The organism is Aeromonas sp. DNP9 (genome assembly GCF_001728955.1).
In the GTDB taxonomy this organism is placed as follows: Bacteria; Pseudomonadota; Gammaproteobacteria; order Enterobacterales; family Aeromonadaceae; genus Aeromonas; species Aeromonas veronii.
This window is the reverse complement of sequence record NZ_LYSQ01000036.1, coordinates 1-15,462: the sequence shown is the minus strand read 5'-3', so window position 1 is coordinate 15,462 and position 15,462 is coordinate 1. Positions and strand designations below refer to the sequence as shown.

The 15,462-nt window shown below is 56.9% G+C and carries 16 protein-coding genes; 12 read left to right on the top strand and 4 right to left on the bottom strand.

The features are described from left to right. Nucleotides 1–179: 179 nt before the first annotated feature. Entirely contained in the window at nt 180–1,379 is a 1,200-nt protein-coding gene (locus tag A9G06_RS19820; RefSeq protein WP_083243847.1) for a 3-deoxy-D-manno-octulosonic acid transferase, read from the top strand. A 43-nt stretch (nt 1,380–1,422) separates the two neighbouring features. Here A9G06_RS19820 and A9G06_RS19815 read toward each other — a convergent pair whose 3' ends face one another. Further along, on the bottom strand, nt 1,423–1,962 hold the full coding sequence (locus A9G06_RS19815) for a hypothetical protein (RefSeq protein WP_069556355.1): 540 nt from the start codon (nt 1,960–1,962) through the stop codon (nt 1,423–1,425). A gap of 298 nt (nt 1,963–2,260) precedes the next feature. On the opposite strand from A9G06_RS19815, the gene A9G06_RS19810 reads away from it, so the two are divergent. From A9G06_RS19810 to A9G06_RS19780, 7 genes are all read left to right on the top strand, one after another. Then, complete coding sequence (locus tag A9G06_RS19810; RefSeq protein WP_069556354.1) at nt 2,261–2,977, top strand: ABC transporter substrate-binding protein; 717 nt, start codon at nt 2,261–2,263, stop codon at nt 2,975–2,977. Between the two features lie 60 nt (nt 2,978–3,037). Then, nucleotides 3,038–3,859: an AraC family transcriptional regulator gene (locus tag A9G06_RS19805; RefSeq protein ID WP_005357044.1), complete on the top strand. Its 822-nt coding sequence runs from the start codon at nt 3,038–3,040 to the stop codon at nt 3,857–3,859. 40 nt (nt 3,860–3,899) lie between these two features. Further along, nucleotides 3,900–4,535: a LysE family transporter gene (locus tag A9G06_RS19800; protein ID WP_069556353.1), complete on the top strand. Its 636-nt coding sequence runs from the start codon at nt 3,900–3,902 to the stop codon at nt 4,533–4,535. A gap of 57 nt (nt 4,536–4,592) precedes the next feature. Continuing rightward, entirely contained in the window at nt 4,593–5,723 is a 1,131-nt protein-coding gene (locus A9G06_RS19795) for a PotD/PotF family extracellular solute-binding protein (protein WP_069556352.1), read from the top strand. 390 nt (nt 5,724–6,113) lie between these two features. Continuing rightward, nucleotides 6,114–6,770, top strand: a complete 657-nt coding sequence (locus A9G06_RS19790; protein ID WP_069556351.1) for a DUF3313 domain-containing protein — start codon at nt 6,114–6,116, stop codon at nt 6,768–6,770. A 100-nt stretch (nt 6,771–6,870) separates the two neighbouring features. Further along, nucleotides 6,871–7,233 (top strand): cystatin domain-containing protein, encoded by a 363-nt coding sequence (locus A9G06_RS19785; RefSeq protein WP_069556350.1) that lies wholly within the window; start codon nt 6,871–6,873, stop codon nt 7,231–7,233. Between the two features lie 125 nt (nt 7,234–7,358). After that, nucleotides 7,359–7,871 carry a cupin domain-containing protein gene (locus A9G06_RS19780; RefSeq protein WP_069556349.1) on the top strand — a complete coding sequence of 171 codons (513 nt, stop codon included), beginning with the start codon at nt 7,359–7,361 and terminating at the stop codon, nt 7,869–7,871. Nucleotides 7,872–7,972: 101 nt separating this feature from the next. Here A9G06_RS19780 and A9G06_RS19775 read toward each other — a convergent pair whose 3' ends face one another. After that, a complete protein-coding gene (locus tag A9G06_RS19775) occupies nt 7,973–8,473 on the bottom strand; it encodes a DUF1993 domain-containing protein (RefSeq protein ID WP_069556348.1) in 501 nt (166 codons plus the stop codon). A gap of 380 nt (nt 8,474–8,853) precedes the next feature. On the opposite strand from A9G06_RS19775, the gene A9G06_RS19770 reads away from it, so the two are divergent. Then, nucleotides 8,854–9,315, top strand: coding sequence for a hypothetical protein (locus tag A9G06_RS19770; protein ID WP_052448093.1), 462 nt, complete (start codon nt 8,854–8,856; stop codon nt 9,313–9,315). Nucleotides 9,316–9,601: 286 nt separating this feature from the next. Further along, nucleotides 9,602–9,799, top strand: a complete 198-nt coding sequence (gene ydfZ / locus A9G06_RS19765; RefSeq protein ID WP_033113958.1) for a putative selenium delivery protein YdfZ — start codon at nt 9,602–9,604, stop codon at nt 9,797–9,799. Between the two features lie 162 nt (nt 9,800–9,961). On the opposite strand, the gene A9G06_RS19760 is transcribed toward ydfZ, so the two are convergent. After that, the gene (locus A9G06_RS19760) at nt 9,962–11,305 is read right to left on the bottom strand and encodes an MATE family Na+-driven efflux transporter (RefSeq protein ID WP_069556347.1); all 1,344 of its coding nucleotides are present in this window, start codon (nt 11,303–11,305) and stop codon (nt 9,962–9,964) included. Nucleotides 11,306–11,665: 360 nt separating this feature from the next. On the opposite strand from A9G06_RS19760, the gene A9G06_RS19755 reads away from it, so the two are divergent. Beyond that, complete coding sequence (locus tag A9G06_RS19755) at nt 11,666–12,103, top strand: DUF2846 domain-containing protein (RefSeq protein WP_069556346.1); 438 nt, start codon at nt 11,666–11,668, stop codon at nt 12,101–12,103. A 141-nt stretch (nt 12,104–12,244) separates the two neighbouring features. After that, nucleotides 12,245–13,105: a UPF0489 family protein gene (locus A9G06_RS21745; RefSeq protein ID WP_083243846.1), complete on the top strand. Its 861-nt coding sequence runs from the start codon at nt 12,245–12,247 to the stop codon at nt 13,103–13,105. A gap of 86 nt (nt 13,106–13,191) precedes the next feature. On the opposite strand, the gene uvrD is transcribed toward A9G06_RS21745, so the two are convergent. Beyond that, a complete protein-coding gene (uvrD, locus tag A9G06_RS19750) occupies nt 13,192–15,363 on the bottom strand; it encodes a DNA helicase II (protein WP_069556345.1) in 2,172 nt (723 codons plus the stop codon). Nucleotides 15,364–15,462 lie beyond the last annotated feature (99 nt).

The window sequence follows — 15,462 nt, the reverse complement described above, 5'->3', positions numbered from 1 at the left end:
ACGAGCAAAATCAGGTGGCAACTGTTAAAGTCGTTAGCAATTTTTTCAATAGGTGTGGATCAATGATTGGTCTTAGTGGGCGCTACCATAACGCATTATTCGCGGCCTGTATATTTGCCGGGCTGCTGCTTTCCTGGTTGTTTTCCGATCACCAACTCCTCACCGGCGATCAGACCCAGATGCTCTACAAGGGTTACCTTGGGGCTTATGAGGGGGTCTGGCTCAGCTATGGCAATGCGGCGAGTGCGGTGGGTAATGTGCCGGGGAGTTTGTCGGCCTGGCTGATTGGCGGGCCGCTGCTGCTGTGGGATTCTCCCTATGCCCCCATGGTGTTGCTGCTGGCGATGCGGTTGGTCGGATTCCTGCTGTTTGATGCGGTGATCCGTCAGGTGTTTGATGACAGGGTGCGTCTGCTGTTTCTGGTGCTCTGCTGGCTCAACCCCTGGTTCCAGTACGAGAGTCTACTCTACAACCCCTCCTATCTGTTCCTCTTCTCGGCCATGCACTGCTGGTCGGCCTGGCATATGCGCGAGCGGGCCTCCTTCTGGCACATGATCGTTCACCTGCTGGCCATCGGCATGGCGATGCAGCTGCACTACTCCTGGCCGCTGCTGGCGGTAATGTCCACCTATCTGTTCTGGCGCCGCATTCTCAAGGTGAGCTGGAGCGGGGTGGTGGTCGCTACCCTGCTGATCGGTGCTTCCCTGATCCCCTACGCCATGGAAGTGATGAGCAACAGCCATATTACCCAGAACGTCGATCCCGAGGCGCGCCAGCGCTATATCGGCTGGGGGCTGGTGCATGTCTATCCGGTGCTGAAATCAGTGCTCTACTGGCTGCGTTACGGCTCCTGGCTGTTTGCCAGCAAGCTGGTTAACGATACCCAGTTCATCTGGCTGGCGGGGCACGAATATCTGCAGATGGCGGCAGTCTGGCTGTGGCGGGTGGTGATCTACGGGGTAGGCTCGGCGACTGTGCTGCTGGCGGCAAAGGCCAACTGGCAGCTGTGGCGTGAACTCAAGCCGCGTCTGTTGCGTAGCGACCGCGCGCCAGTGGATGGTGAAAGCTGGCTCGGCCTCTATGCGCTGGCGGCGGTGCTGGCGGTGCTGGTGAGTGCGGCGCTCTCGCCCATCATCTTCAACTATTGGCACCTGATGCTGATCTTCCCCTACGCCCTGTTCCCGATCCTGCTGTTGCTGGTGCGCTGGAGCCGCCGTTATCCGCAGTGGGTTGGCAAGGGGCTGCTGGCAGCCACCCTGTTCTGCACCGCTGTGAACCTGATCGCGGCGTGCGACAGCACCAAGTTCTCCTATCAGGCGGACTACAAAACCCAGGTGCTGGAGTATCTGCAAGAGATGAAGCTGCAACCCAAGCAGTGAGTCATCCACGGCCAGCTCCCCGATCTCGGTGGGCTGGCTGTCACTATTCGAAACGGTCCATATGGGCGAAGTTTTTGGCTTCGGCAACCCAACCCTCACGCCCCTGCTTGTCCCGGATTTTTACCCACCACCGGTTCTGCGGTGACCGGCCGTATCTGATCTCTTTGCGCGCATAGTCATAATCGAGGATGTAGGTTTTGCCCTTGTACCAGAACAGGCTATTGCCTTCGCCCAGTCCGCCGAGGATATAAAGCGTTTCCCCTGCCTTCATATTCAACAGCGGCCCTTTGCCCTCTTTGCTGTAGCCCAGCTTGACCGATCTGAGTATCTCGACGATCCCCGGTTGTTCGGTAATGACGACCCCGGTCAGCCCTTCCACCTGCTGGCCGCTGGGTAGCCGGAACAGCGTTTTGGCCGTCAGGGATGGCTCGGCTCTGACGATCACCTCTTGCTTGGTGGTCCATGTCTGATAGGTGCAACCTTCAAACGGGCAGCGACCCCAGTCGTAATAGGGCAGGCGCGGCTTTTCATCAGAATTTACGGTCGTGGCAAACAACGACAACAACAGCAAAAACAGTCTCATGAATCTACCTGTTCGGCGGGGCGCTCATCCGCCGGTTTAATGAACGGGGCCGCACTATATCTCAAGAGACCAAAATCCATCAAAGCCGCGGAATTATTGATTTTCACCGCAATAGAACGGGGCCCATTGGTCATGGGAGTAGGGGGCGCAAGAGGCCGAAGCGCGTCGGGAGCGGATAGCCCGCCCCTTTGCCTTGTGCCATGCTGATGGCTATCAGGGCATCGGGTCGGCACCTATGGGCATCTCTCGTTCGGGTATGCGTTTGGTATTACTGCTATCGGCACTTCTTCTCCCTCTTATGACCATCAGCCAGGCCGTGGCGATCAACGCGCCACTGCGGGGATGTGTCTTCCAGCTGGCGCCGCTGGTCACCATCGATCAGCAGGGCAAGGTCTCCGGGCCAGTGATCGACTACTTTCGCCGTTATATCGAACCCGCGATCGGGCGTACCATCGAGTGGCAGGGGCTCAATGTGGCGCGGCTGCTCAGCAACCTCGAGAGCGGCGAGTGCGATCTGACCCCGCTGCTGAGTTACAGTCCCGAGCGTGCTAGTCATTTCCGCTATATCGACCCCCACCTGTTGCTGCTGCGACCAGTGCTGGTGGTACTGGTGCCATCGCGACTTCACTCGGTCGAACGGCAGGAAGATCTCTTCGGCACCACCATCGGCTGGTCGAGTCAGGCGATCGTGCGGCCGCTCTTGCAGCATCCACAGATCCATATCGACACCCTCTCCCAGCTCAGCTGGGAGCATGGCAACATGCAGAAGCTGCTGCGCGGGCGCATCGATGCCGCGCTCTTCTCCAACGATATTTCCGCCAACCATTTTCGCGCCAAGCTCCCTGCGGCGACCCGCCTCATCTACCTGCCGGTCACCCCGCTGCAGGTGCATATCGTGCTGAACAAGTCGTTGGGGGATGGCAATCCCGAACTGGTGCAGCGTATGCGTCAGATGGTGGAGCGGGTGCCGCTCGCCTCACTGGTGGAGCCAACCCCGCGGCTGTGGGGGCGTTGAGAGGGGGTTGCGTGCAATAATCTACAAGTCCAAGGCCCGCTTCTGGTGTATCTATAACCCATGAATACCACCGATTCCCTTATCCGCTACTGGCAATCCCCGCACCTGCCGGGGGTCGAGCTGTCACACTCCCACCACAGGGCGTTCAGCTACGGCCGCCATGTCCATCTCGACTACCATATCGGGCTGGTGCAGCGGGGTGGCCAGAAGTTTATCCACAAGGGGAACAGCCACCATCTGGTGCGCGGGGTGCTCTCTACCGTCAACCCGGATGAGGTGCACGACGGCCTCAGCCTGCTGCCGGAAGGGTATGAGGTACGGGTCTTCGCCATCGATCCCCAGCAGCTGGCGCTCTGGCTGCCGGAGCAGCCGGAACCCTTCTTCGACAAGGGATTACAGAGCCGCCCCGACCTCTATCAGGGCTTTGCCCAGCTGCACGGCTATCTCGACAACCCCAAGGCCGATGGCCTGCTGATCGAGAGCCAGCTGCTCGCCCTGCTGGGGGAGCTGCTGCATCTGGCCCCCGAGGTACACCAGCTTGCCGATCCCCAGTTGCGATTCCTGCGCGACTACCTGATGGCCGCCCTCGACGAGCCCCACTCGCTGGAAGAGCTGGCGGGGCTGCTTGGGCTCGACCGTTTCGCCTTCCTGCGCCAGTTCAAGAAGCGCAGCGGCATGACCCCCTACGCCTGGCTGAAACGGCTGCGGCTGGAGCAGGGCAAGCGGCTGCTGGCGAGCGGGATGGCGGTGAGCGAGGTGGCGCTGGCGGTCGGCTTCTTCGATCAGAGTCACTTCCACCACGGCTTTCGCCAGGCATTCGGTCTGACACCTGCCGAATTTCGTGCCCAGATGCAATCTTTTACAAGCCGCGCCCCCCGCTGATCCGCCATGCTGGCTCTCCGTCGTTAAAGCGAGAGTTGTTATGCTGACCAGTCTGTTCGTTACCCTCGGCCTGATGCACCTGATTGCACTGGCCAGCCCCGGCCCCGATTTCGCCCTAATCCTGCGCACCAGCCTGCACCGGCCGACCGCTCTTGGCGCTGCGCTGGGCATCTCGCTGGCGATCATGGTGCACGCCACCCTGAGCCTGACCGGGATCAGCATGTTGATCGCCAGTCACCCGCTGCTGTTTATGGTGATCAAGTGCTGCGGCGCCCTCTATCTGGGCTGGTTGGGGTGGGGCGCCCTGATGGCGGCTCGCCAGCAGAGCAGTACCCTGATGGCCAGCGCCGCCAACGAGCTGCGCGGCTGGGGTAGGGGCGTGCGTACTGGCCTTGCCACCAACCTGCTTAACCCCAAGGCGCTGGTGTTCTTTATCGGTCTGCTGGCCGCCATGGTGACGCCAGAGGTGGATGGAATGACCCGCAGCCTGCTGGTGGGCGAGCTCTTCATCATCTCCCTCTGCTGGTTCGGGCTGCTGGCGTGGAGTCTCTCCACCGATCGCGCCCAGCGCCTGCTGCTGCGGGTACAGCGACCACTCAATCTGGTGACCGGAGTGCTGTTTGCGGTGGTCAGCCTCTCCATTCTGGCGAGCATGGGCGCCGAGCTGATGGTCTGACGAGTCGGCGCATGGGCCTATACTCCAACAAGGTTTACCTGTCAGGAGTACCCGGCCATGCGTCTACTGCCTCTTTGCTGGTTGTTGGGGATGACCCCGGCGCTGGCGGCCCCGGTTCAGCTCAGATTGCTGGAGTGGGGCTATCTGCCTGCGGGTTATGAACAACAGTTTGCCGACTACGCCAAAGCCCATGGGGTGGAGGCGACGGTCAGCCGGGTTGAGCCGCTGCTGACCGATTTCGACAGCGTCTACCGCGCCCTGCGCACCCGCAGCGCCGATGTGGTGCTGCCGACCAGCTACTTCTACAAGGCCCATCACCAGCCGCTGTTCAAGCTGCTGCTCCCCATCGATTTCAGCCGCCTGCAGCACTACCCCGAGGTGAAGCCCGCCCTCAAGAACACCGAGTATGACAAGCAGGGGGAGCGTAACTACTCGGTGCCCTTCTCCTACGCCATGTTCAGCCTCGCCTATGACAGCAAGCATGTGCCGCAAGCGCCCACCAGTTGGCAGGTGCTCGCCAACAGCTCGCCGCCGGGTCAGTTTGCCGAGTTCTGCGACCAGTTCGAGCCGCTGCTCTTTTCGGTGCTGCTCTCGCTGGGCAAGTCGCCCGCCCTGTTTGCCAGCGGCGAGATGCTGGCCGACAAGACCTTGCAGCAAGAGGTGGAGCAGCAGCTCTCGCTGCGGCTGCGAGCCAGTCGCGGCTTCTGGTTCAATCAGGCCAACCGCTGCGAGGATCTGCGCCAGCAGACCTTTGCCACCACCTGGGGGCTGGAGCTGGTGGAGTGCAACAAGCAGAACGATCAGCAGTGGCGGATCGCCATGGTGCAGGAGGGGGCCATCTATGCCCTCGATGCGATCTCCATCGCCCGCCATGTCGGGGATGATCCCGCACGGCTCAAGGCTGCCTACCTGCTGGTGGATTTTCTGCTGAGCGCGCCGCTGCAGCGCCAGATGCTGGTGGGCACGCCCACCATCTCGGCCAGCAATATTACCTCCCGACCGCCCCTCAGCCCGCAGGAGCAGGCTGTGCTGCCGGATCGCCCGCTGCCGGAGTTTGACGAGCGGCTGCTGGTGCCCGCGTTGCCCGCCCATATCAAGAATCGCTACAAACGGATGGTGCAGCAGGCGATCGTCGCCAGCGGCAAAGAGGGGCTGGTCAAGCAGTGCCCCTGGGATCTCGATAACTGATGAATGAGCCTGCCGCTTCTCCGGCGGCAGGCAAGTTTGCGCAAGATGGCTGATGATCGGTCATCGCCCGTTCCAGGGTATTCCCCCGTTCAACTCACGTCGCTCGCGGGCTCACATCGTTTGAAAAAACTGCGCGCTTACCGCAGCCCCATTTAGCCGGATTAAACAACCGAACCCTCGCCAGATTGCCGTTCGTACCCTGGCTGACCCTGTACAAAATCGCCGCAATTGTGACAACTTGGATGTGAGCTGAACAATCCTGAACTGTCGCTTGTGAGAAGGTGGCGAATAGGTTATTTCTCTGTGACATTGGCGGCATCCGGCACGGGTTCTCCAGCCATGTGGTGCGAAATCCACAGCAAAAACAAACAGTAAAATGCAGGAGCAAATATGAAAAAGGTCGTGATGGTTGCCGTGGCTGCGGCCCTTCTGGGTGGCTGCGCCGTCAAGAATCAGGTATCCCACAGCTTGCAGGCGATCCCGCTGACAGCCTTCCAGCAGAGCGAGAGCAACCCCAATCAGCGCGTCTACAAGGAGCCGGGTGTTGATCTGCGCCAATACAATGAGGTGCTGCTCGATCCGCTGCAGTTTATCCGGCAGGAGAATGGTCAGTGGTATCTGCTGACCGCCAACGAACAGAACCAGATTGGCCGCTACTACCATGACAAGTTCCAAAGCGAGCTGATCAAGCAGGGCGTCAAGATCGCCTCCGCCCCCGGCCCGAAAGTCATGCGGATCCAGGCCGCTGTCACCAACTTCGACCTGACCCGCCCCGACCCCAAGCTGCGTGACCTGCTGCCGGCCAAGATCGCCATCAATGTCACCCGCGAAGTGATCGGCAAGGAGCCCTATCTGCTCAAGGTGGGCAGCATGGCCCAGCTGCTCGACTCCAGGAGCGGCAAGCTGCTGGTGCGGGTGATGGATGCCCGCGAGAGTACGGATACCACCCACAAGGATGAGCCCATCACCGCCGGGGAGATGGAGAAGATGATCGACCAGTGGGCGGCCAATCGCGCCAAACAGCTGGCAGACAATCTGGGCCGCTGACGGTTTATCGCGTCTGAATGGGGCGCAGCCGGAGCCTTTTTGGCTGCATTAATGGCAAGATATTGATAATGTGGTCATTTTTAAGGCAGGAGAAAATGATATGAAACGTGTGCTGTTACCCATCCTTGTTGCTGGCCTGTTGAGTGCCTGCAGCACCACATCATCCACGCCGGAGTGTGTGCCGATGGCGGGAGGCTGGCAGAGTCAGCCATTGCCCAATGCTGAAGGAGAGGCCGCGTTGGCCAGCGTGCTGGCTCGCATGAATACGGCCGCCAAACTGCAGAGCATCCGCGAGGTGCGCAGCCAGGTGGTCTCCGGAGTCAACTATGACATCGAGTTCCAGCTCGACAACGGAGAGGTGTGGAACACCCGTGTCTATCGGGATCTTGCCGGCAACTACCAGATGACTCGCCCGGCTGCACAGGGCGAGCTTCCTCCCTTGCCTTGCGTCAAGGCCAAGTAATTCCTGCTTGTTGAGCCCCTCGTCAGAGGGGCTCATCTGACCAGAAAATTTCTGCTTTTCTCCCCGCATTCTGACAGTCAGGATGACCCTTCCCGTGACTGCATCCTCATAGAAAAGGAACCGCTATGAATCGCCACCCCTGCATCAAACACTGGAGCGAGCTGCAAGAGCAGACGCCGCGCTACTACTCCGGCAGTCAGGAGCCCCTTTCTCGCGGCTGCGCTCTCGGCAAGCACTTCGGCTTTAGCCGGATCGGCATTCACCACGAGATTGTCGAACCCGGCCACCGCACCAGCTGGCCCCATGCCGAGAAGACTGAAGACGAGTTTGTCCACGTGTTGGAAGGGACGCCGGATGTCTGGCTCGATGGCGTGCTCTATCGGCTGCAACCGGGGGATTCGGTGGGCTTCAAGGCCGGTGACGGACTAGCCCACGCCTTTATCAACAACACCGAAGAGACTGTCCGGCTGCTTTGCATTGGCGACACGGATCGGGAGGACAACCGCATCCACTACGCCGTTCATCCCGAGCGAAATATCACCCTCGGCAAGCTGCACTGGGATGACGTACCCGAGCGCGAGCTGGGGGAGCACGACGGCCTGCCCGACAAGCTGCGCGAGAGCAACGGCCCCTTCTAGGGCGCAGCTCTTCTGCGCACCAGCCCTGCACCACCCGATATAAAAAAGCCTGCCGCGTGGCAGGCTATTGCTATCTGTTTGCAGCCAGTGGCGTGCAGCGCTTATTGCAGGTTGAGCCCGCCCAGATAGTCGCGCTTGCCGAGATCGACCCCGGCGCGGCGCAGCAGGGCGTAGGCCATGGTGAGGTGGAAGTAGAAGTTGGGAATGCCGTACTCATGGACGCAGGTATGGCCATCCATCCCCTTGCCGCCCGCCCAGTGGGGCACGTAACGGCCGCTGGCATACTGGCTGTAGTCCGCGTCCAGCTTGCCTTGCAGATAGGTGATGGTCTTGCCGATATGGGTGCGCAGATCGGCGATGGTTTTGGGCTCATCGCCCATGGCCGGCAGCTCGCTGTGGCTGGCGGTGGCCACCACGCTGCGGGCCGAATCGCAGCAGATCAGTACCTGCTTGCTGAAGGGCAGCATATCGACGATCAGCCGATCGCCGAAGAAGTTGTCCACGTTGAACTGCTTCGCCGCGGCGTGGCCCTCGGCCTTGGCCAGACAGTGATCCAGATTGGTCAGCATCTTGATGAACTGGGCGGTAATGTCGCGATTCATGAGCACTCTCCATCTTGTTGAAACAGCGGCCCGCGTGCGCGGCCACGGTGAATGAGACTGGCTAATCGGCCACCAATATAACGCAACTTTCCATCGGATAACCCTCATTCCCCCATAAAGTCTGGATCTTGCTGCGATAGGGGTTGGCAGGCATAAAAGATCGAGTGTCTCATGCTTTTTATTGTGCGTGCCCCTGTCAGATCTACGCCTAAAATTGACCGATGAGTTTTTTCGCATCTGATATGGTTTTATTGGGTTTGCTATGGATACATTCAAGTAGTAAGGCGCGGAATATATTTTTAGCCAACCAGATCTAGCTGCTTGATTCAGTAGCAAGATAATTCTTTATATGCGCCTGTTTATACCAATGAGGGTTAAGCATGTCTTATATCGTGGAAATGACAGCGCGGGCACTTGATAACGATGACTGGACTCGCGGAATGCCAGAAGGAAGTGGTTGGCAAGTCGTCAAGAATAAAAATAATGACCCCCAAGATTTCAATCAGGGAGCGAAAGGGAAATATATTTATATATATTATCAGACTGCCACCAGCGGAAAGGGGGTCGCAGCCATGCGCTTTATTACTGGCAAAGATGCGACCGCTCCTACTGGCTGGCAAAAAGTTGATGTGGATCTTAATGACGGTGCCGGCGGTCAATATATCTATTTGTGCTATCAGAAAAATGCTGATGCTGACTATATCGCAACCTTGCAATCTGGATATGGTGATTCGGTAGAGAGTGCATTCGGCGATTTTGGCCGTAGTGCAGTGGTACTTGCTCAGGATCTGAATGAAGATGCCAAAGGCAAATTCATATATCTTGGATATTACTTCAATTAATCCAGCACCTATTTTATATCGGGAGCCTGCGATATTCTCGCGGGCTTTTTTGTCATCCTGTAACTGCGCCGTAGAGGTGGTGCCAGATGTGACCCAAGATAGTCATAGACATGCCGGGGAGCTGGGTGACCGGCATAAGGTGACCAATCCGTCATGCTCGCTCTTTCACCTCACGAGTCCCTCTCTGCCCCTTTTTTGATCTGTGACATAAATCACCTTTTTTCAGAGGCGTAGGCTGATCCCGCTGCCCGGAGCACCCACCCGGGTACAAGAAAAGGAGAGTGTAATGAAGATCTATGACCGGAACCGAAATGTGCTGAACCAGGGTCAGCGCGTCATGATTGCCGCCACCGGCGCCGTCGACTTCCTGAAAGAGGCTCATACCGACAACATGACTCCCTATCAGGCGGAGCACGAGAAGTGCGTGCTGCTGGCAAACTCCGGGGAGCACTATGCCCCCATCGAGTTGATTAGACTAGGCTGATCCTTTTCCCTGTCACCCTACTCTTTACAATTCACCCGGCCGCCGCGCCTGACGGCCGGGTTTCTGAGCTCCCCTCTCTGCTTTACCCACCCATCAATTACATCGCCTCAAGCTGCTTTGAGTCGTCTGGGAGATGCCGTCTGCTTTAGCAACATAAATGGCCTAGACTGCGTAATTTTCTTGTCGGAGGTGCCGGTTGTAGAGCCATCCGGTTACCAGCGTGTCCACCGCAATACCACACCCAAAGAGAATCGCTATGCCATCGAGTGATGGCGTCAACCAGCCTTGCAGGTAGCACACATAGGCGGTGCCATAGACGGTGACGTTGGTGATCACCGATTGAATGGCCAAATAACGGGTTTGTCCCCGGCCATACAGGACGCTATCCATGCAGGTGTTGAACATGAACAGCATGTAAAACGGCAGCGAAAGCAGGATCAGGTGAAGATGCTGGGTGATCGCTGTGTTGAGGATGTTTCTGATGAACCATTCATAACCCGGTGAGAGGAGTATCCATGCAATTGCAATGAGGACGCAGGTGGTGAAATAGCCAAGCATTTTGTCCCAATGCGGGAGCTTGTCTCCTTGTGACACATCTTGCTTTATGAGATCTGCCATCGGTAAAAACGGAAGCAGTAACCATCCCCATATAAAGCTGTTGGCAACCCAGAATGTCCCTTGTTCTTCGACAACATTGATCATTCTGATGATGAAAATGAGGAAGAAAGCATTCCGTATCAATGAGTCCACGCCGCTCCATTTGCCAACTCGGAACCACTCCCATATCCATCCGAAGTCGGCTTGCACATGCAAGTCAGCAGAGGTGAGCCGGTATCTCTGCCTGACAACCCCGAGTGCATAAACGAGGGTGCAGATGCTTGCCACTATGTTGCTGTACGCGATGCCGTTGACCCCTAGCCGGAAGCTAAATTCAAACTGGCTGAGCAGGAGTGTATCAAGGGTGACACTGACCAGAAGCTGGATGGCAAGAACGGTATATATGGCGCGGCGCCAGTCTTGCAGGACGAAGAATATGGTCAGGAAGCGAACCGCATTGAAGAGAGTCGTGCCAATCATTTCGAGACGTATATAGTCCACGGTGGCCGCAACTTGCTCCGGGTTTTGAGCCATAGCCTGCACCAGTGGCATAGCGAAGAGAGCAATGAGACCCGTAAAGAGGGAATAGATCCCGACGGTGACAATGAGGCCTGTTTTGAGCTTGTTCAGTGTGGCGCCACGCTCATGGAGTGTTTTTCCCAAGAGATAGAACAGCGGCTGAATCAGCGCTTCCTGCACAACCTCCAGCCCCAGATTGACCCATGCCAGCTGGCTTGCAATGTTGACTCCCCACTCTGTCGGGAGATCGCCAAGGTAGTAGATCCGCGTGGTGGTATAGATGGTCGGCAAAGCGGCTGTGATCAAAAGCGCCAAGTAGAGCGGCCAATTGATCCTGCTTAGTGATGCACGGGTTCTTATCGCCAGTCGGCTGGCTTGGGTGTGATTCATAAATCCAGTAGGCACTGATAATCCTTGGCGATGTCGTCGATGTGCAGATATTGCTCTGCTTACAGAGAGGTGCTGGGGTGAATATCGAAACATATTCGGATGAGCGCGTCATTAAAAACCAGTCCAACCCGCAAGATGAATACGGCTGAAAGACAAGATAAATCAATGTCTTCTGCTTGTGCTGCCAGTCAGGTTTGAGGGCAGTAGCCGATTTGGCGATAGAGATGGCTGTGGCAGGAAGAGGCAGTAAAATGCTGAAAAATTGAGCTGGGTCACACCCCGCTCGATTTGAGCGATTGTCAGCCAGTACAGGCTCATGCGAACCTTTAAACCCCGTTAACCCACTAAAAAATAACGACTATGTTCAGGCAAATAATGATGAGTGCCGCCCTGCTGTCGGCGGCGCTGCTCTCCGGTTGTGCTTCCGTACCGATGGCCGATGCCACCGCAGACGCGCAGGCCAAGCAGTTTGTGGCGCCCAAGGATGCGGCCAACCTCTATATCTATCGCAACGAGACCTTCGGTACGGCCGTGAAAATGCCGGTGCTGGTGGATGGTTTTGCCGTAGGCGATACCGTGGCCCACAGCTATATCCTCAAACAGGTGACGCCGGGCAGTCACACCATCACCTCCAAGTCGGAGAACGATGCCACCCTGACCCTCAGCACCGAGGCGGGTAAAAACTACTACGTCTGGCAGGAGGTCAAGATGGGCCTGCTGATGGCCCGCTCCAAGCTGAGTCAGGTCAGTGAGGAGGAGGGCAAGCAAGGGGTGATGGATAGCAAGTTGGTTAAGTGAACAGATAAATTCACTTAACAAACACGGCGTAGATTCACCAAGTGCATCTCTGTTTCCAGACTCTGTTTGTCAGGATATAGAACCGTTATTTATGCAATAGCATCTTTTGTTGATAGTTTATAAAACCTCGCTTACCAAAATATATTAACGGAGTTTGGTATAAATGAAAGAAATAACCCACAAAGATATTTATGGAAAAAAATATTTATCTTTGAAGATCATGCGACAGCCTTTTATGTTTGGGCTACTAACTCTCCTCTAAATGGCACGAAGCCATACTTGATTACACTGGACCATCATACCGACACATTACTTGCATTTTGTAGATTTGCTTATAATTCTTGCGAAGGCGATATAGATAAGGCTAGAACTTTACAACAACAGCTACTGAAAGACATTGATTTATCCGATTGCAACTCTATAAGTAGTGCGGTTGACAAGCTGAATCATGATGAACACATCGATGCAGCGATTAAAGCGGGAATTATAAGTCACTCATTTTCCCTTCAATTAATGGATTGCACCGGTACGCTGTCAAATGAGGAGATAGAGTACTTTAAAATTGATCAAATTGAGAGGATGTTAAATAACATGCCTCGCCCAAATGGGCCATACACATATAGTATGCCACAAAATAAGATGTTCATAATCTCCCCTGGCAAGGCAATTACAGATCAGGATTCATTAAATAATAAAAATTGTGTTCTAGAAGACTTTTATTTACAAAAGCAGATTGACATTATTAAATGTGTCATGCATTCATCAGAGTTGGCTTGCTCTACTCCTTATATATTAGATATTGACTTAGATTATTTTCACACAGTTAAATCAGTCTGCCCAGATAAAACAAACCTATTCTATGGACTTATTAGAAATGCAAGTTATATAACCATAGCAAAAGAAAGCTCTTGTGTAGATATGCTTAAAGTAGAAGGTGAACATATTAATAGTGAAATATTGCTTGATAAAATATTGCATCATATTTGCTGTGCTCTCAGTTAATAGATTCGAATCGCGAAGCATATTCAGATGTTGAAATAACCAACCCGGCCTAGGCCGGGTTGGTTTTATCAAAAAGCGGGAAAAAATCAGAGCGCTTCCAATCTGGCATACGCCGTCACCAGCCACTTGGCACCGACGTCGTCGAACTGGATCTGCACCCGGCTCTGCTGGCCGACCCCTTCGAAGTTGAGTACCACCCCTTCGCCGAATTTCGGATGGAGCACCCGCTGGCCGAGCTTGATGCCGCTGGCGTCGAAGCTCTGCTGTACCTCGTTCTGGCTAAAGCGACCGTACTGGGTGGGGCGGCTGACCTGAGTGCGCAGCCGGATCTCTTCCAGACATTCGGCGGGCATCTCGCGGATAAAGCGGCTCGGCTTGTGGAACATCTCGCGGCCGTAGATGCGGCGGCTCTCGGCATAACAGATGTAGAGCTTCTCCATGGCGCGGGTCATGCCGACGTAACAGAGACGGCGCTCCTCTTCCAACCGGCCCGACTCCTCGGTGGATTGCTGGCTGGGGAACATCCCCTCTTCCACACCGACCAGCAGCACCAGCGGGAACTCCAAGCCCTTGGCGCTGTGCAAGGTCATCAGTTGCACCGCGTCGGCATATTCGTCGGCCTGATTCTCGCCGGATTCCAGCGCTGCGTGGGCGAGGAAGGCGGAGAGATCGCTCATATCCTCCAGCTCGTCCGGGCGGTTGTATTGACGGCAGGCGGTGACCAGTTCGTCCAGGTTCTCTACCCGCGCCTGGGATTTCTCGCCCTTTTCCGCCAGATACATCGCCTTGAGGCCGGAGTTCTGGATGGCGATATCCGCCTGCTGGTGCAGCGGCAGCATGGAAACCTGCTCCTCCAGCGTGTCGATCAGCTCGACAAAGCCGCGCACCGCGTTACCGGCGCGACCGGTCAGCACCTTGTCATTGAGCAGCGCCTTGGCCGATTGCCACAGGTTGAGCCCCTGATCGCGGGCGTTGCCGCGCAGGATCTCGAGGGTGCGATCGCCGATGCCGCGGGTCGGGGTGTTGACCACCCGCTCGAAGCTGGCGTCGTCGCCACGGTTGTTGATAAGCCGCAGGTAGGCCATGGCGTCCTTGATCTCTTGCCGCTCGAAGAAGCGCAGGCCGCCGTAGATGCGATAGGGCATGGCATCCTGCATCAGCGCCTCTTCCAGCACCCGTGACTGGGCGTTGGAGCGATAGAGGATGGCGCAGTCGGCCAGGAGGCCGCCCTTTTCCTTCCAATCTTTGAGACGACCGACCACGAAGCGCGCTTCGTCCACCTCGTTGAAGGCGGCGTAGAGGGAAATCGGCTCACCCTCGGCCCCTTCGGTCCACAGCTCCTTGCCAAGGCGCTCGGCGTTGTTGGCGATGACGCTGTTGGCCGCTTTGAGGATATTGGCGGTGGAGCGGTAGTTCTGCTCGAGGCGGATGGTCTGCGCCCCCTCATAGTCGGTCAGGAAGCGCTGGATGTTCTCGATCTTGGCGCCGCGCCAGCCGTAGATGGACTGGTCATCGTCACCGACGATCATCACCTTGCCGCTGTTGCCCGCCAGCATCCGCAACCAGGCGTACTGGATGCCGTTGGTATCCTGAAACTCGTCCACCAGGATGTTCTGGAAGCGGTCGCGGTAGTGTTCGAGGATGTGCGGTTTGTTGAGCCACAGCTCGTGGGCGCGCAGCAGCAGCTCGGCAAAATCCACCAGTCCGGAGCGATCGCAGGTCTCCTGATAGGTCTTGTAGATCTGCTGATAGGTGCGGGTGACGGGGTCGCCGTAGAGGTCGATGTCGCCGGGGCGCAAGCCCTCGTCCTTTTTGCCGTTGATGTAACCCATCACGGCGCGCGGCGCCCAGTGCTTCTCGTCGAGGTTGAGCGCCTTGAGCACCCGGCGGATCAGCCGGTACTGGTCGTCGGAGTCGAGGATCTGGAAATCCTGCGGCAAGCCCGCATCCAGATGGTGGGCCCGCAGCAATCGGTGGGCGATACCGTGGAAGGTGCCGATCCACATGCCGCGCACGCCGTCGCCGATCACTTTTTCGACCCGGCCGCGCATCTCGGCCGCCGCCTTGTTGGTAAAGGTGACCGCGATGATGGAGAAGGGTGAACAGCGTTCCACCTGCATCAGCCAGGCGATACGGTGCACCAGCACCCGGGTCTTGCCCGAACCGGCACCGGCCAGCACCAGCAGGTTGCTGCGGGGCGCCGCAACGGCATCTCTTTGCTTGTCGTTGAGCCCGTCGAGCAGGGTTGAAACGTCCATCACCACTCCTGTTTATTTATACAGGCGGGGATTATACGGCCATCCCCCTGCCAGACCAAATCCAAACTCGGGGGGAGGGGCGAGATGGGGGCTTACGGG

What these genes read in the sequence shown, in the direction of transcription:
- A9G06_RS19820 (WP_083243847.1), top strand. Translation starts at nt 180, where the DNA reads ATGCTCTACAAGGGTTACCTTGGGGCTTATGAGGGGGTCTGGCTCAGC.
- A9G06_RS19815 (WP_069556355.1), bottom strand. Translation starts at nt 1,962, where the DNA reads ATGAGACTGTTTTTGCTGTTGTTGTCGTTGTTTGCCACGACCGTAAAT.
- A9G06_RS19810 (WP_069556354.1), top strand. Translation starts at nt 2,261, where the DNA reads ATGACCATCAGCCAGGCCGTGGCGATCAACGCGCCACTGCGGGGATGT.
- A9G06_RS19805 (WP_005357044.1), top strand. Translation starts at nt 3,038, where the DNA reads ATGAATACCACCGATTCCCTTATCCGCTACTGGCAATCCCCGCACCTG.
- A9G06_RS19800 (WP_069556353.1), top strand. Translation starts at nt 3,900, where the DNA reads ATGCTGACCAGTCTGTTCGTTACCCTCGGCCTGATGCACCTGATTGCA.
- A9G06_RS19795 (WP_069556352.1), top strand. Translation starts at nt 4,593, where the DNA reads ATGCGTCTACTGCCTCTTTGCTGGTTGTTGGGGATGACCCCGGCGCTG.
- A9G06_RS19790 (WP_069556351.1), top strand. Translation starts at nt 6,114, where the DNA reads ATGAAAAAGGTCGTGATGGTTGCCGTGGCTGCGGCCCTTCTGGGTGGC.
- A9G06_RS19785 (WP_069556350.1), top strand. Translation starts at nt 6,871, where the DNA reads ATGAAACGTGTGCTGTTACCCATCCTTGTTGCTGGCCTGTTGAGTGCC.
- A9G06_RS19780 (WP_069556349.1), top strand. Translation starts at nt 7,359, where the DNA reads ATGAATCGCCACCCCTGCATCAAACACTGGAGCGAGCTGCAAGAGCAG.
- A9G06_RS19775 (WP_069556348.1), bottom strand. Translation starts at nt 8,473, where the DNA reads ATGAATCGCGACATTACCGCCCAGTTCATCAAGATGCTGACCAATCTG.
- A9G06_RS19770 (WP_052448093.1), top strand. Translation starts at nt 8,854, where the DNA reads ATGTCTTATATCGTGGAAATGACAGCGCGGGCACTTGATAACGATGAC.
- ydfZ (WP_033113958.1), top strand. Translation starts at nt 9,602, where the DNA reads ATGAAGATCTATGACCGGAACCGAAATGTGCTGAACCAGGGTCAGCGC.
- A9G06_RS19760 (WP_069556347.1), bottom strand. Translation starts at nt 11,305, where the DNA reads ATGAATCACACCCAAGCCAGCCGACTGGCGATAAGAACCCGTGCATCA.
- A9G06_RS19755 (WP_069556346.1), top strand. Translation starts at nt 11,666, where the DNA reads ATGTTCAGGCAAATAATGATGAGTGCCGCCCTGCTGTCGGCGGCGCTG.
- uvrD (WP_069556345.1), bottom strand. Translation starts at nt 15,363, where the DNA reads ATGGACGTTTCAACCCTGCTCGACGGGCTCAACGACAAGCAAAGAGAT.